This window comes from Pseudomonas sp. SAR267 (assembly GCF_052077595.1).
Taxonomy (GTDB): domain Bacteria; phylum Pseudomonadota; class Gammaproteobacteria; order Pseudomonadales; family Pseudomonadaceae; genus Aquipseudomonas; species Aquipseudomonas vlassakiae.
The window spans coordinates 1,964,056-1,978,741 of the sequence record NZ_JBQIHU010000001.1; the positions used below are offsets into that span (position 1 = coordinate 1,964,056).

General features: G+C 64.7%; 13 protein-coding genes. 8 read left to right on the forward strand and 5 right to left on the reverse strand.

Annotation, left to right across the window (positions count from 1 at the left end):
• The 7 genes from ACTORR_RS09460 to ACTORR_RS09490 all read left to right on the forward strand — a co-directional run bounded on the left by ACTORR_RS09460 (position 1) and on the right by ACTORR_RS09490 (position 7,638).
• Positions 1-1,104 (forward strand): mannuronate-specific alginate lyase, encoded by a 1,104-nt coding sequence (locus ACTORR_RS09460; protein ID WP_099815841.1) that lies wholly within the window; start codon positions 1-3, stop codon positions 1,102-1,104.
• Positions 1,105-1,320: 216 nt separating this feature from the next.
• Positions 1,321-2,781: an MBOAT family O-acyltransferase gene (locus tag ACTORR_RS09465; RefSeq protein WP_054884679.1), complete on the forward strand. Its 1,461-nt coding sequence runs from the start codon at positions 1,321-1,323 to the stop codon at positions 2,779-2,781.
• A gap of 10 nt (positions 2,782-2,791) precedes the next feature.
• The gene (locus tag ACTORR_RS09470; protein ID WP_262108690.1) at positions 2,792-3,949 is read left to right on the forward strand and encodes an alginate O-acetyltransferase; all 1,158 of its coding nucleotides are present in this window, start codon (positions 2,792-2,794) and stop codon (positions 3,947-3,949) included.
• Between the two features lie 20 nt (positions 3,950-3,969).
• Entirely contained in the window at positions 3,970-4,617 is a 648-nt protein-coding gene (locus tag ACTORR_RS09475; protein WP_054884681.1) for an alginate O-acetyltransferase AlgF, read from the forward strand.
• Positions 4,618-4,652: 35 nt separating this feature from the next.
• The gene (locus ACTORR_RS09480) at positions 4,653-6,107 is read left to right on the forward strand and encodes a mannose-1-phosphate guanylyltransferase/mannose-6-phosphate isomerase (RefSeq protein WP_054884682.1); all 1,455 of its coding nucleotides are present in this window, start codon (positions 4,653-4,655) and stop codon (positions 6,105-6,107) included.
• Between the two features lie 101 nt (positions 6,108-6,208).
• Positions 6,209-6,673, forward strand: a complete 465-nt coding sequence (locus tag ACTORR_RS09485; RefSeq protein ID WP_054884683.1) for a hypothetical protein — start codon at positions 6,209-6,211, stop codon at positions 6,671-6,673.
• A 152-nt stretch (positions 6,674-6,825) separates the two neighbouring features.
• Complete coding sequence (locus tag ACTORR_RS09490) at positions 6,826-7,638, forward strand: SDR family oxidoreductase (protein WP_054884684.1); 813 nt, start codon at positions 6,826-6,828, stop codon at positions 7,636-7,638.
• Between the two features lie 114 nt (positions 7,639-7,752).
• On the opposite strand, the gene ACTORR_RS09495 is transcribed toward ACTORR_RS09490, so the two are convergent.
• The 5 genes from ACTORR_RS09495 to ACTORR_RS09515 form a co-directional block, all read right to left on the reverse strand.
• Positions 7,753-8,547: an SDR family NAD(P)-dependent oxidoreductase gene (locus tag ACTORR_RS09495; RefSeq protein ID WP_262108689.1), complete on the reverse strand. Its 795-nt coding sequence runs from the start codon at positions 8,545-8,547 to the stop codon at positions 7,753-7,755.
• A 140-nt stretch (positions 8,548-8,687) separates the two neighbouring features.
• Positions 8,688-10,127 (reverse strand): efflux transporter outer membrane subunit, encoded by a 1,440-nt coding sequence (locus ACTORR_RS09500; protein WP_262108688.1) that lies wholly within the window; start codon positions 10,125-10,127, stop codon positions 8,688-8,690.
• A complete protein-coding gene (locus ACTORR_RS09505; RefSeq protein WP_262108687.1) occupies positions 10,124-11,185 on the reverse strand; it encodes an HlyD family secretion protein in 1,062 nt (353 codons plus the stop codon). Before ACTORR_RS09505 ends, ACTORR_RS09500 begins: the two co-directional genes overlap by 4 nt.
• A gap of 27 nt (positions 11,186-11,212) precedes the next feature.
• Positions 11,213-12,754, reverse strand: a complete 1,542-nt coding sequence (locus ACTORR_RS09510) for an MFS transporter (protein ID WP_054884688.1) — start codon at positions 12,752-12,754, stop codon at positions 11,213-11,215.
• 227 nt (positions 12,755-12,981) lie between these two features.
• On the reverse strand, positions 12,982-13,890 hold the full coding sequence (locus tag ACTORR_RS09515; RefSeq protein ID WP_054884689.1) for a LysR family transcriptional regulator: 909 nt from the start codon (positions 13,888-13,890) through the stop codon (positions 12,982-12,984).
• 273 nt (positions 13,891-14,163) lie between these two features.
• Here ACTORR_RS09515 and ACTORR_RS09520 point away from each other — a divergent pair, with 273 nt between their 5' ends.
• Positions 14,164-14,610, forward strand: a complete 447-nt coding sequence (locus ACTORR_RS09520) for a universal stress protein (RefSeq protein ID WP_054884690.1) — start codon at positions 14,164-14,166, stop codon at positions 14,608-14,610.
• The last annotated feature ends 76 nt before the right edge of the window (positions 14,611-14,686 follow it).

A 14,686-nucleotide genomic window follows, 5' to 3' on the forward strand; every position in this document is an offset into this window, starting at 1 on the left:
ATGACCATGCTCAAGCGAATTTTCAGCCCCGCCCTGCTTACCCTCGCCCTGTTTGGCAGCGCCGCACAGGCCGCACTGGTGCCCCCGCAGGGTTACTACGAGGGCATCGAAAAGTTGAAGACCAGTGACGGCAACTTCCGCTGCGAGCCAGCCCCCAAGCCGTATACCGGCGCGCTGCAGTTTCGCAGCAAGTACGAAGGCTCGGACAAGGCCCGGGCGACACTCAACGTTGCCTCGGAAAAAGCCTTCCGCAAGTCCACCGAAGACATCACCACGCTCGAGAAGGGTGTGAGCAAGATGGTCGGCCAGTACATGCGCGACGGTCGCCCGGCGCAGCTCGACTGCACCCTGGCCTGGCTCGGTACCTGGGCACGCGCCAATGCGCTGCTGTCCACCGACTACAACCACACCGGCAAGTCCATGCGCAAATGGGCGCTAGGCAGCATGAGCGGTTCGTGGCTGCGCCTGAAGTTTTCCAACTCGCAGCCGCTGGCCGCGCACCAGGCCGAGGCCGAGCTGATCGAGAAGTGGTTCGCCCGCCTCGCCGAGCAGACCGTGCGCGACTGGAGTGACCTGCCGCTGGAGAAGATCAACAACCACAGCTACTGGGCGGCTTGGTCGGTGATGGCCACCGCCGTCGCCACCGACCGCCGTGATTTGTTCGACTGGGCCGTGAAGGAATACAAGATCGGCGCCAACCAGGTCGACGAACAGGGCTTCCTGCCCAACGAGGTCAAGCGCAAGCAGCGTGCCTTGGCTTATCACAACTATGCCCTGCCGCCGCTGGCGATGATCGCCAGCTTCGCCCAGGCCAACGGCGTGGACTTGCGCGCCGAGAACAACTTCGCCCTGCAACGCCTGGGCGAAGGCGTGCTGGCGGGTGCCCGCGATCCAAGCCACTTCAAGGAGCGGGCCGGCGAGAAACAGGACCTGACCGACCTCAAGCTGGACAGCAAGTACTCCTGGCTCGAGCCCTGGTGCGCGCTGTACCACTGCGTCGGCGACACCCTGCAGCGCAAGCAGCACATGCAGCCGTTCAACAGTTTCAGGCTCGGCGGCGACATGACCCGGGTCTATGACCCGAGCGCGGAATCGAAGAAGTAGGTGTCGCCTGGATTGGGGCCGCTTCGCGCCCCATCGCGACACAAGGCCGCTCCCACAAGGGATGCGCGGTACCTGTGGGAGCGGCCTTGCGTCGCGATACGAGGGCGAAGCCCTCGCCAGCAGTATTGAAGTAACAACGGTTTCCTCCGGTTTTTTTACCGGGGGGTTTGGGGGGCGCTGTGCCCCGGATGCTGTGAACAAAAAAGGAGAACCGGGATGGTCTTCTCGTCCAACGTGTTCCTGTTCCTGTTCTTGCCGGTTTTCCTCGGCCTGTACTACTTGAGCGGGCAACGCTATCGCAACCTGCTGCTGCTGGTCGCCAGCTACATCTTTTATGCCTGGTGGCGGGTCGACTTCCTCGCCCTGTTCGCCGGCGTGACCCTGTGGAACTACTGGATCGGCCTGAAAGTCGGCGCCGCCGGCGTGCGTACCAAGCCGGCCCAACGCTGGCTGCTGCTGGGCGTGGGCGTGGACCTGGCGATCCTCGGCTACTTCAAGTACGCCAACTTCGGCGTCGAAAGCCTCAATGCGATCATCACCTCGTTCGGCCTCGAACCGTTCATCCTCACCCACGTGCTGCTGCCGATCGGTATCTCGTTCTACATCTTCGAGTCGATCAGCTACATCATCGACGTGTACCGCGGCGACACCCCGGCCACCCGCAACCTGATCGACTTCGCCGCGTTCGTGGCCATCTTCCCGCACCTGATCGCCGGCCCCGTGCTGCGCTTCAAGGACCTGGTCGACCAGTTCAACAACCGCACCCACACCCTGGACAAGTTCTCCGAAGGCTGCACCCGCTTCATGCAGGGCTTCATCAAGAAGGTGTTCATCGCCGATACCCTGGCGGTGGTGGCCGACCATTGCTTCGCGCTGCAGAACCCGACCACTGGCGACGCCTGGCTCGGCGCTCTGGCCTACACCGCGCAGCTGTACTTCGACTTCAGCGGCTACAGCGACATGGCCATCGGCCTGGGGCTGATGATGGGCTTCCGCTTCATGGAGAACTTCAAGCAGCCGTACATCAGCCAGTCGATCACCGAGTTCTGGCGGCGCTGGCACATCAGCCTGTCGACCTGGCTGCGCGACTACCTGTACATCACCCTGGGCGGTAACCGCAAAGGCACCTTCAACACCTACCGCAACCTGTTCCTGACCATGCTGCTGGGCGGCCTGTGGCACGGCGCAAACTTCACCTACATCATCTGGGGTGCCTGGCACGGCATGTGGCTGGCGATCGAGCGGGCGCTGGGCATCGACACCAACCCGCAGCGCTTCAACCCGGTCAAATGGGCCTTCACCTTCCTGCTGGTAGTGGTCGGCTGGGTGATCTTCCGTGCTGAGAACCTGCACGTCGCCGCCCGCATGTACGGCGCCATGTTCAGCTTCGGCGACTGGCAGCTGTCGGAGCTCAACCGCGCCCAGCTCACCGGCCTGCAGGTGGCGACGCTGGTGATCGCCTACCTCACCCTGGCGTTCTTCGGCCTGCGCGACTTCTACCGCAACGCCACGCCGGCAGCAGCCGTGCGCACCCCGGCCCAGGTCAACGCCGATGGCTCGATCGGCCTGGACTGGACCCGGGTGATGACCCGCGCCCTGATCCTGCTGCTGTTCGTGGCCTCGATCCTCAAGCTTTCGGCGCAGAGCTACTCGCCGTTCCTGTACTTCCAGTTCTGAGGTGGATGACATGACCCGGACATTACGCGTCACCTATTCCCTGTCGTTTCTCGGCCTGCTGGTGGGCATGGGCATCTGGTCCACCGGCGGCTTCCAGAGCTTCCACCGCACCGAGCAGATGACCCTGCTCAACGGCAAGCTGGCCAAGGCCGCCGAGACCCACTACGACGACCAGTTCCCGATCAAGCGCCTCGGTACCAACCTCTGGGCCGCACTGGACTTCAAGCTGTTCAACGAAGGCCGCCCAGGCGTGGTGCTGGGCCGCGACCAGTGGCTGTTCAGCGACGAAGAGTTCAAGCCCAGCGCCGGTGCCGAGCAACAGATGCAAGACAACCTGGCACTGATCCGCGGGGTGCGCGACACCTTGCAGAAGCATGGCAGCCAGCTGGTGCTGGCGATCATTCCGGCCAAGGCACGGGTGTATTCCGAGTACATCGGCAAGCAGCAACCGGCCAGCCTGCACGACGACCTGTACAACCGGTTCCATGCCCAGGCACGCCAGGCCAACGTGTTCGCCCCTGACCTGATGGCAGCCCTGGAACAGGCCAAGGGCCGCGGTCAGGTATTCCTGCGTACCGACACCCACTGGACGCCGATGGGTGCCGAAGTGGCGGCGCAGGCGCTGGCCGAGGCCGTCAGCCGCCAGAACCTGCTCAACGGCGCCCCGCAGACCTTTATCACCGAAGCCGGCAGCTCCACCCCGTACAAGGGTGACCTGACCAACTTCCTGCCCCTGGACCCCCTGTTCAGCAACCTGCTGCCGACCCCGGACAACCTGCAGCAGCGCACGACCCGCCCTGCCGAAACCGCAGGCGAAGGCGGCGACGCCCTGTTCGCCGATAACCAGATCCCGGTCGCCCTGGTGGGCACCAGCTACAGCGCCAACCCGCACTGGAACTTCCTCGGCGCGTTGCAGCAGGCGCTGCACAGCGACGTCGCCAACTACGCCGAAGACGGCCACGGCCCGCTGCTGCCGATGCTCAAGTATCTGCAGAGCGATGCCTTCAAGAACGCCGCGCCACAAGTGGTGGTGTGGGAATTCCCCGAGCGTTATCTGCCAATGACCAATGACCTCAGCAGCTTCGATCCGCAGTGGATCGCACAGCTGAAGAACTCACGTAAATCCGAAGAAAACCTGGCCTTGTCGTCCACCCGGACGAATCACTGATCGATAGAGAGGAAATGCACATGACTACCAAAACTTCCATTGCCAAAGCCCTCACCCTCGCGGCCGGCCTTTCCCTTGCTTCCATGCAGGCCTTCGCCGGTGCCGACGCCGCGCTGTACGGCCCGAGCGCGCCGAAAGGCTCGACCTTCGTGCGCCTGTACAACGCCTCCAGCGCCCCGGCTGCGGCCAGCGTCGGCAACACCCAGATCAAGCAGGTCGGCGCCCAGGCCAGCAGCGACTTCAGCTTCCTGCCCGGTGGTGACTACACCGCCCAGGTCGGCGGCAAGAGCGTGCCGGTGAAGCTGGCGGCGGACAAGTACTACACCCTGGTCAACAGCGCCAGCGGCACCCCACAGCTGATCGAAGAACCACCGTTCAAGAACAAGCAGAAAGCCTTGGTTCGCGTGCAGAACCTCAGCGACCAGGCGGTGACCCTGAAAACCGCCGACGGCAAGACTGAAGTGGTGCCGTCGGTGGCCACCAAGGGTCGCGGCGAGCGTGAAATCAATCCGGTCAAGGTCAACCTGGCCTTGTTCGAAGGCAACAAGAAAGTCAGCGACCTGAAACCGGTCGCCCTGGAGCGTGGCGAAGCGGCCGTGCTGTACGTAACGGGTTCCGGCGGCAACTTGTCGCCGGTGTGGGTAACTCGCCCCGTGGCTAGCAACTGATCCCCCTGCCTCATAACGACTATTGGAGAAACATGATGATCCCGGTAATTCTTTCTGGTGGTAGCGGTTCCCGTCTGTGGCCTCTGTCGCGCAAGCAGTTCCCCAAGCAGTTCCTGGCGCTGACCGGTGAACACACCCTGTTCCAGCAGACCATCGAGCGCCTGCGCTTCGAAGGCATGGACGCGCCGATCGTGGTCTGCAACAAGGACCACAAGTTCATCGTCCAGGAGCAGCTCGCGGCCCTGAAACTGGAAACCCAAGGCATCCTGATGGAGCCGTTCGGGCGCAACACCGCGCCAGCCGTGGCGATGACCGCCATGAAGCTGGTCAACGAAGGCCGTGACGACCTGATGCTGGTGCTGCCCGCCGACCACGTGATCGACGACCAGAAGGCCCTGCAACGTGCCCTGGCCCTGGCCACCGTGGCTGCCGAGCGCGGCGAGATGGTGCTGTTCGGTGTGCCGGCCACCAAGCCGGAAACCGGCTACGGTTACATCCGTTCCAGCCAGGACGCGCTGCTGCCCGAAGGCGTGGCCCGGGTTGCCCAGTTCGTCGAGAAGCCCGACGAGAAGCGCGCCGCCGAGTTCGTCGCCGCTGGTGGCTACTTCTGGAACAGCGGCATGTTCCTGTTCCGCGCCAGCCGCTTCCTTGAAGAGCTGAAAAAGCACGACTCCGACATTTACGATACCTGCCTGCTGGCCCTTGAGCGCAGCCAGGAAGACGGCGATGTACTGAGCATCGACGAAGCCACCTTCGCCTGCTGCCCGGACAACTCCATCGACTACGCGGTGATGGAAAAGACCCAGCGTGCCTGCGTGGTGCCGATGTCGGCCGGCTGGAGCGATGTCGGCTGCTGGTCGTCGCTGTGGGAAGTGCACGACAAGGACGCCGACGGCAACGTCACCAAGGGCGACGTGGTGGTGCAGGACAGCCGCAACTGCATGATCCACGGCAACGGCAAGCTGGTGTCGGTGATCGGCCTGGAGAACATCGTCGTGGTCGAGACCAAGGACGCGATGATGATTGCCCACAAGGACAAGGTCCAGGGCGTCAAGCAGATGGTCAAGACCCTCGACGAGCAGGGCCGCAGCGAAACCCAGAACCACCTGGAAGTGTATCGCCCGTGGGGCTCGTACGACTCGGTGGACATGGGCGGCCGCTTCCAGGTCAAACACATCACCGTCAAGCCAGGCGCCAGCCTCTCGCTGCAGATGCACCACCACCGCGCCGAGCACTGGATCGTGGTGTCCGGCACTGCCGAGGTGACTTGTGACGAGAACGTGTTCCTGCTCACCGAGAACCAGTCGACCTACATCCCGATCGCCTCGATCCACCGCCTGCGCAACCCCGGCAAGATCCCGCTGGAGATCATCGAGGTGCAGTCTGGCAGCTACCTGGGCGAGGACGACATCGAGCGCTTCGAGGATGTCTATGGGCGGACTTCGACGCCGATCGAGCGTGGCGTTTCGGTGAAAACCATCGCGCAGTAAAGCAACACCCAAGGGGCCGCCAAAGCGGCCCCTTCCTTTTGAGGCCAGCCCGTTTTGGCGCTACGATGGTCAGACCTGCGCAACCAAGGTCTGCCTGCCCCATGATCATCGGTGCCTTTCTCATCCTCACCTGGCTGGTGCTGTTGTTGCGCTACCCGGCCAAGGCCCTGCCGATTAGCCTGGCCGCAATCTGTGGCCTTGGCCTGGTGGCATTGTTGGTCTTCTGGCAGGACAACCGCGAAGCCTCGCAACTGGCACGCCTGGAATTGCGCCTGAGCTATGCCCCCGAACACTGCCCTGCCGACCGTGCGCTGCAGGTGCGCATGAAGAACGGTAACGAAGTGCCATTGACCGAACTGCGCTGGCGCGTAGCGGCGTATGCACCGGGCGATACCGTGAACCTGGCGGAAAACACCTACAACGCACCGCGCTACCGTGGCCCGGGTGAACTGCAGCCAGGGGCCGAGTGGCAGGACTGCTTGCCTTTGCCCCCGCTGCGCTCGGGATACCGCCCACAGACATTGGAATTCCGTGCAGAGCATCTGCAAGGTACATTTGCCAACTAGTCCAGCACCTGTTCCGGCCCTTTCGCGGGTAAGCCCGCTCCCACAGGTACAGCGCTGCCCTCAGGCTCGGCGACATCCCTGTGGGAGCGGGTTTGCCCGCGAACAGGCCGGCACAGGTTAAACAAACCCCACCTGCAAAACAGGCCTCAAACATGCCCACCGTTCTGATCACCGGTTGTTCCAGCGGCATCGGCCGCGCCCTGGCCGACGCCTTCCGCGATGCCGGCCACCACGTCTGGGCTACCGCCCGCAAAGCTGAGGATGTCGAGCGCCTGAACGCCGCCGGCTTCAGCGCCCGGCAACTGGATGTGAACGACAGCGAGGCCCTGGCCCGTCTGGCCGAGGAGCTTGAAACCCTCGACATCCTGATCAACAACGCCGGCTACGGCGCCATGGGGCCGCTGCTCGACGGCGGCGTCGATGCCCTGCGCCAGCAGTTCGAGACCAATGTCTTCGCCGTTGTCGGGGTGACCCGCGCACTGTTCCCGTTGCTGCGCCGTGCACGCGGGCTGGTGGTTAATATCGGCAGCGTCTCGGGGGTGCTGGTAACGCCGTTCGCCGGCGCCTACTGCGCGTCCAAGGCCGCCGTGCATGCCCTGAGCGACGCACTGCGCCTGGAGCTGGCGCCGTTTGGCATTCAGGTGATGGAAGTGCAGCCGGGGGCGATTGCCTCGCAGTTCGCCAGCAATGCCCAGCGCCAGGCCGATCAGGTGCTGGCGGCGGATTCGCCGTGGTGGCCGCTGCGCGAGCATGTGCAGGCGCGGGCGCGGGCATCGCAGGACAAGCCGACGTCGGCGGCGGAATTTGCCCAGGGGGTATTGGCGGCAGTTGGCAAGTCTCCGGTGCCGGGTGTGGTGCGGTTGGGCAATGGCAGCACGGCGCTGCCACTGATGGCCCGCCTGCTGCCACGGCGGTTGCTGGACTGGGCCCTGCGCAAACGCTTCGGGCTACTGCGCCCGCTTTGAGTCATGGGTTGGCTGTACCGGCTTCTTCGCGGGCTCGCCCGCTCCCACAGGGATAGCGCTGTACCTGTGGCAAGCGGGCGAGCCCGCGAAGAGGCCGGTACAGGCGACGACACATCAGGCGATGGAACGCAGCACCCCGCCATCCACCCGCAATGCCGCTCCAGTCGTGGCACTGGCCTGCATCGACGCCAGGTACACCACCATGTTGGCCACCTCCTCCACCGTCGCCAACCGCTTGATCAGCGAAGTTGGCCGGTGCTCGGCCAGGAAGTTGGCCTCCAGCTCTTCGCTGGATACCCCCTGTTCCTGTGCCAGCTTGGCAAAGAAGTCACCCACCCCCTCCGAGCGGGTCGGCCCCGGCAGCACCGAGTTCACCGTCACCCCAGTACCCGCCAAGGTCTCGGCCAGGCCACGGGACACCGCCAGCAGCGCCGTCTTGGTCATGCCGTAGTGAATCATCTCGGTCGGGATCTGCAACGCCGACTCGCTGGACAGGAAGATCACCCGCCCCCACTTGCGCTGTGCCATGCCCTGGGCGTAGTGGCGCGACAGGCGCACGGCGCTGAGCACGTTGACATCGAAGAAGCGCTGCCAGTCGGCATCATCGATTTCGAAGAACGGCTTGGGCTCGAAGATGCCGAGGTTGTTGACCAGGATATCGGTGTGCGGCACCTGGTCGAACAGCTTTTGCGCCCCCTCTGTCGTGCCCAGGTCAGCGGCGATGCCGATGATGCGCGCTTGTGGCAGGCGCTCGCGCACCATTTTGAGTGCTTCATCGACACGGGCCTGGGTACGGCCGTTGAGTACCACTTCGGCGCCCGCCTCGGCCAGGCCGATGGCGATAGCAAGGCCGATGCCAGCGGTAGAGCCGCTGACGATGGCGCGCTTGCCGTTCAAGGAAATGTGCATCTGTGCCTCCTCATCTGTCTGGGGATAGCCGGGGCTGCTTTGCAGCCCTTTCGCGACACAAGGCCGCTCCTACAAGGGATAGCGATCGCCTGTAGGAGCGGCCTTGTGTCGCGAAAGGGCCGCAAAGCGGCCCCGGCCATTTATGCTTTCAGATCGAATGCCTGCCAGCCACCGCCCAAGGCCTTGTACAGCCCCACCAGCGCCTGCGACACCGCGGCAGAACTGTCGATCCACTGCTCTTCGCTGGCCAGCAAGGCACCCTGCACCGTCAGCACGTTGAGAAAGTCCACCGCGCCCTCCACATACTGGCGCTGGGCGGTTTCCAGGGCGATGCGGTTCTGCCGCACCGCCTCGGCCAGGTGGTCGCGACGCAACTGGCTGGCGTTGTACAGGCGTAGCACATCGTCGATTTCGTGCCAGGCACCGAGCACCACCTTGCGGTAGTTGAGCGCTGCTTCCTGCTGCTGCGCCTCGCGCAGTTGCAGGGTGCCTTTGAGCCGGCCACCTTCGAAGATCGGCAGTGACAACTGTGGGCCGAAGGCGAAGCGACGCGAATCCCAACCGCCGAGATCGGCCAGTTGCATGGCCTGGAAACCGACGCTGCCAGACAGGCGGATACTGGGATAGAAGTCGGCTTTGGCGACACCAATGCTCGCAGTGGCAGCATGCAGGCGTGCCTCGGCCTGGCGGATGTCTGGGCGCCGTTCGGCCAGCTCGGAGGGCAAGCCGATGGCGAACTTCTGCTGCGGCGCCGGCAGCTCTCCGGCTGGCAGCAACTCGGCCTGCAGGCTGCGCGGCGGTTCGGCGGCAAGCAGGCTGAGGGCATTGATCAGGTCGTCGCGCCGGGCCTCAAGGCTTGGCAGGCGCGCCTCGATGGACGCCACCTGGGCGCTGGCCTGGGCCACGTCGAGCCGGGTGGCGACACCTTCGGCCTGACGATCCTGGGAAAGCTTCAGGCTGTGCTCGGCGACCTTCAGGTTGTCGCGGGTCACCTCCAGGGTGTGCTGCACGGCACGCAGCTGGATGTAGTTGCCGGCCGTTTCCGAGAGCAGCGCCAGCAACACGCCGCGGCGGTCGTTCTCGGCCACTTCCACGGTGGCATCAGCAGCCTCGACCTGGCGGCGCACACGGCCCCACAAGTCCAGCTCCCAACCCGCCACCAAATCGCCCTGCCAAAGGTTGAAAGCCTCTTTGCCCGCCTTGCCGGACGGGTCGTTCAGGCCTACGGCACTGTTGCGAGCGCGGCTGTAGCCAGCGTTGACGTCCACCGACGGTGATTCATCGGCCGCCACCGTGCTGCGCAGGGCGCGGCTTTGCAGCAGGCGGGCACTGGCCATCTGCAGGTCGAGGTTGTTTTCGGCCACCCGCTGGATCAGTGCGCTCAGGCGGGCATCATGAAAGGTTTCCCACCAGCGCAGTTCCAGCGGTTCGGCTTGAGGCTGGCTGGCAGCCGCCTCGCCTTGCAGCGCCGCCCATTGCTGTGGCGCCTGGCTGTCCGGGCGCTGGAAGTCCGGCCCCAGCGTGCAGCCGGCCATCAGCACGGCCAGCAACAGCGGGCTCAAGCGTACGGCAGGTTTCATCGGGCGCTCACCTCTTTGCCGGTCAGTTGGTCACCGTGGGTGTCGATGGTCGCTTCTACCGACATGCCCACGCGCAGGCGTGCGAGCAGCGGCTGCCCGTCATCGAAGACGATCTTCACCGGAATGCGTTGCACCACCTTGGTGAAGTTGCCGGTGGCGTTGTCCGGTTTTACCGCAGCGAAGGTCACGCCAGTCGCCGGGGCGATACTCTCGACATGGCCTGTGAGGGTTTCACCGGAAAAGGTGTCGACACTGATGCTGACCGGCTGGCCTGGCTGTACATGGGTCAGCTGGGTTTCCTGGAAGTTGCCGACCACATAGGCATGCTGCAACGGCACCACCGAAAGCAGGTGCGCACCGGGATTGACGAAGGCGCCGACGCGCAGCGCACGCTCGCCGACCATGCCGTCGACCGGCGCAGTGATGCGGGTGTAGGACAGGTCCAGCCGGGCCTTCTCCAGGCCGGCTTCGGCACGCTTCAACTGGCCATCGGCACTGGCCACCTGGGCCGTGAGGATGTCCACCTGCTTGCGTGTCGCCACCAGCGCCGCCTGGGCGTTGGCCAAGCGTGCGCGGGCCTGGTCGACACGGCTGCGCGCCTGCTGGGCGTTCTGCACGGTGCCGGCGCCCTGCTCGGCCAGGCGGCTGTAGCGGTTGACCTCATGGTCGGCGAACGCTGCTTCGGCCTGGGCTGCCGTCACCGCCGCCTGGGCCTGGGCAATCAGCGCGGCCTGGCGCTCCAGGGTGGCGCGGGCATCGGCGCTCTGCGCCTTGGCCACCAGTAGCTGTGCCTGGGCCGCATCCAGCGCAGCCTGGTAATCGCGGGCATCGATGGTCGCCAGCAACTGGCCGGCCTGCACCTGCTGGTTGTCCTCGACCAGCACTTCCTTGATGAAGCCGGCAACCTTGGGGGCGACCACGGTGTAATCGGCGATCACGTAGGCATCATTGGTACGCTGCCGGTGGTCGCTGCCGAACAGCCAGGGGCCGACGATGCCGGCCAGCACGGCCACGGCGAGTACCGAGCCGATGAGAAAGGTCTTGCGGTGGTTGGTCATGTTGAGTGTCTCGGATTCATCCAGGGTTCAGGCCACCGCGCGCGGCGGATAGACCCGGGTAGGCACGAAAGGGATCAGGCAGATCAGGGCCACGGCGATGCAGGCCATGACCAGGTAAAGGTCGGCGGACGTCAGCACCTGCGCCTGGTCGTGAATGCGCTTGGCAAGGCCGGCAGCGTTGTCGTCGATCAGCGGGGCATTGCCCAGGCTGTCCACCAGGTGGTTGGAATGAAAGTGCCGGCGCAGGGTGCCCAAGGCATCCAGCAGGCCACCGGCAATCACGGCGGCCAGGCCTTTGACGGTGTTGAACCAGCTGGAGGCGAACGGCCCTTCCTGCGGGCTCATGCCGTTGGTGGAGAGCATCAGCAGCGGCAGCACGGCCATTGGCTGGCCGAAGACCTGCAGCAGGTAGAACGGGTAGAAATCGCCACGGATCCACTCGCTGGTCAGCAAGCTGCTGCCCACGCACGACACCGCCAGCATGGCCAAGCCGATGGCCAGCACCCAGCGGCAGTCCACCGCACGAATGTTGCACAGCGCTGCAGTCAGTGGCAGCGCGATCAGCTGCGGCATGGCCACCAGCATCAACAGCGGGCTGGTCTGCGCCGGGCGGTAGCCCTGGATCTGCGCCAGGTACGCCGATGGAATGCTGCCCACGCCGGACAACACGATCAGCACGCCGGCCAGGGTCACCAGGGCGAAGCTGAGGTTGCGCCGCTGCAGCATGCGCAGCTGGAAGAACGGCAGCGGCTCGGACCATTCGTTGTACATGAACAGCACCAGCAGCAGCACGCCACCACCGAGCAACCAGCAGATCAGCGGCGAATCGAACCAGCCCCAGCGATCACCCAGTGACAGGCCGAGGACGATGCAACTGATGGCCGGCAGGCCGAGCAACACGCCGCGCCAATCGAACTGCTTGAAGCGCTCCAGGCGCAGCGGATCCTGCGGCAGGCCCCAGCCGACGCAGAACATGGCCAGTGCCGAGGGCAGGATGATCTGCCAGAACGCCCACTGCCAGCCGACGTACTCGGTCCACAGGCCAGCCAGCGGCGTACCGAGGTTGGGCCCGAAGGTGGCAGTCAGGGCGTAGCAGGCCAGGCCATAGACCTTGATGCCAGGGGGCAGGAAGCGCAGCGCCACGCTCATCAGCATCGGCGGCAAGGCGCCCGAGGCGAAGCCCTGAAGCACGCGCAGCAGCATCAGGCTGTGCAGATTGGGGGCGAATGGTTGCAGCAACCCGAGCACGGCAAACAGGCCGACCGCACTCATGGTGAAGCGGCGCAGGGAGAAAGTGGTGGCCAACCAAGGTGCGAAGGCCATGGCCGATACCGACGCTGCGCTGTAGACCGCCAGCAACCAGGCGCCTTCGTCGGCACCGATGCCCATGGCACCGCGGATGTCGGCGAGAGAAATCTTGGTGACCGACTCGTTGAGGCCGGCACACAGTACGGCCAGCAATACACCGAACAGCCCGACCACCACCCGCAGGCCGAACGCCGTCTGCGCAGGCGTGGCCGGCGCGGGGGCGGCGGCAATCGCGGCAGAAGGGGCGGACAGGGAACTCATGGGCAGACATCTCCAGCAACAAATTTGCGACTGGAGCCAGTCTAAGAAGGTCGAATGCTGACGAAAACTGACTTCTCGGCAGGTTTATGTTGCGCCAGACGCAATCCGCTCCTGAACCGAGTCGCCTGCTTCGCGGGCGCGCCCGCTCCCACAGCGATATTCACAGTTATTGAGGGTTGCGGTGTACCTGTGGGAGCGGGCATGCCCGCGAAGAATCCAACCTGGTCTCAAGGGTCGACGCTGCAACAGGCCTTCAAGGTCTGCCGCAGCCAGCGATGCGCCGGGTCATTGTGAAAGCGTGGGTGCCACGCCTGCAGCACGGTCACCCGCTCCAGCGGCACCGGGATCTCGAAGGAACGCAACGGCAGCCCGAGCTTGTGCACGCTGTTGAGGATATTGGCCGGCATGGGCAGGATCAGGTCCGAATCCGGCAGCGAGAACAGCGCCGAGTGGAAACTGGGGGTGATCAGCGCCACCCGCCGCTGCACCTTGAAGTTGGCCAGTTCGACATCGATCGGCCCGTTGGCGCGGCCACGGCGGGACACGCTGATCTGTGGATAACTGGCGAAGCTGGCCGGGGTGATCGGCTGGTCGAAGATCGGGTGGTCACGCCGTGCCAGGCCCACGTAGAAAGTCTGGAACAGGCTCTGCACCTTGATTTCCGGTCCCAGGTCAACGGTGGAGCTGATGATCAGGTCCGTGCGCCCATCGCGCAGCACACTGTCGTCGTCGCCACCGGGGCTTTCCGGCACGAAGCGCAGCACCGTGCGCGGCGCCTGTTCATGCATGCGCCGCAGCAGCTGGGCGCCATACAAGGCGATGAACAGGTCATTGGTGCGAATGTTGAAGGCGCGATCAAGCCTGGGCAGGTCGACTGCATCGGCGCTGCGGAACACCTCGCCAGCCTGCTCCACCAGTGCTGCCACCTGCTCGCGCAAGGCCAGCGCCCGCGGGGTCGGCACCAGGCCACGGCCGGCGCGCACCAGGATCGGGTCGCCCAGGGCATCGCGAATACGCCCCAGCGTGCGGCTCATCGCCGCCGGGCTCAGGTTCATGCGCTGCGCGGCGCCGACCACGCTGCCTTCGTCGAGCAAGGCATCGAGGGCGACGAGCAGGTTCATGTCCGGGAGTTGCATGGCCGTTTTCCGTGACAGCTGTGGGGAAAGGCGATGGTAGCAGGTTGCTGGATTGCACCAGACGCAATGCGCTCGTGCGTGGTGGGGCATTTATTCAATGGCGGTGTTCGGCCATAAATGAAGCATTGGCAGGCCTGGCCCTTTCGCGGGGCAAGCCCGCTCCTACAGCAATCCCACAATGCTCAAGTGGTGTGCAGTTCCTGTGGGAGCGGGCTTGCCCGGGAAAGGGCCGAGCCTGCAAGCACATCAGCAAGCCTCAACTTAGGATTCCGCATGCCCAGCCCCGTCCTGATCGCCATCGATGCCTCCCCCGCCTCCACCGCCCTGCTCACCCTCGCCCGCCGCTACTGCCGCCCCGATGAACATGAACTGCACGTACTGCTGGCCATCGACTCAACCTTCGCCGTGCACGACAAGCCCGCGCCCTACACCGCCGAGGAACTGGAGGAATACCCTGCCGCCTGCGAGGAGCAACGCCTGGGCGATCGCGCCGTGGGTGAAGCCGTTCAGTTACTGCAACAGGCCGGCTTCAGCAGCCAGGGCTGCATGGTCGCCGGGCAGCCGGTCGAGGCGATTGTCACCAAGGCACAACAACTCAATTGCGAGCTGATCATCATGGGCCACCGCCACCTGTCGCGGTTGGGGCGATTGCTGGACCCGTCGATCAGCGCGAAGGTGATTGACCGGGTTGAGGTGCCGGTGTTGGTGGGGGCCGCTTGAACCGCTGCTCAGTCAGGTAATGCGATTGAATTGACCAGATAATGCAATCGCATTAGCCTGATGGGCTAACCCACGC

Coding starts and splice junctions, on each gene's coding strand:
- ACTORR_RS09490 (WP_054884684.1), top strand. CDS start 6,826: ATGCCCACCGTTCTGATCACCGGTTGTTCCAGCGGCATCGGCCGCGCC.
- ACTORR_RS09510 (WP_054884688.1), bottom strand. CDS start 12,754: ATGAGTTCCCTGTCCGCCCCTTCTGCCGCGATTGCCGCCGCCCCCGCG.
- ACTORR_RS09485 (WP_054884683.1), top strand. CDS start 6,209: ATGATCATCGGTGCCTTTCTCATCCTCACCTGGCTGGTGCTGTTGTTG.
- ACTORR_RS09495 (WP_262108689.1), bottom strand. CDS start 8,547: ATGCACATTTCCTTGAACGGCAAGCGCGCCATCGTCAGCGGCTCTACC.
- ACTORR_RS09465 (WP_054884679.1), top strand. CDS start 1,321: ATGGTCTTCTCGTCCAACGTGTTCCTGTTCCTGTTCTTGCCGGTTTTC.
- ACTORR_RS09515 (WP_054884689.1), bottom strand. CDS start 13,890: ATGCAACTCCCGGACATGAACCTGCTCGTCGCCCTCGATGCCTTGCTC.
- ACTORR_RS09480 (WP_054884682.1), top strand. CDS start 4,653: ATGATCCCGGTAATTCTTTCTGGTGGTAGCGGTTCCCGTCTGTGGCCT.
- ACTORR_RS09500 (WP_262108688.1), bottom strand. CDS start 10,127: ATGAAACCTGCCGTACGCTTGAGCCCGCTGTTGCTGGCCGTGCTGATG.
- ACTORR_RS09460 (WP_099815841.1), top strand. CDS start 1: ATGACCATGCTCAAGCGAATTTTCAGCCCCGCCCTGCTTACCCTCGCC.
- ACTORR_RS09505 (WP_262108687.1), bottom strand. CDS start 11,185: ATGACCAACCACCGCAAGACCTTTCTCATCGGCTCGGTACTCGCCGTG.
- ACTORR_RS09520 (WP_054884690.1), top strand. CDS start 14,164: ATGCCCAGCCCCGTCCTGATCGCCATCGATGCCTCCCCCGCCTCCACC.
- ACTORR_RS09470 (WP_262108690.1), top strand. CDS start 2,792: ATGACCCGGACATTACGCGTCACCTATTCCCTGTCGTTTCTCGGCCTG.
- ACTORR_RS09475 (WP_054884681.1), top strand. CDS start 3,970: ATGACTACCAAAACTTCCATTGCCAAAGCCCTCACCCTCGCGGCCGGC.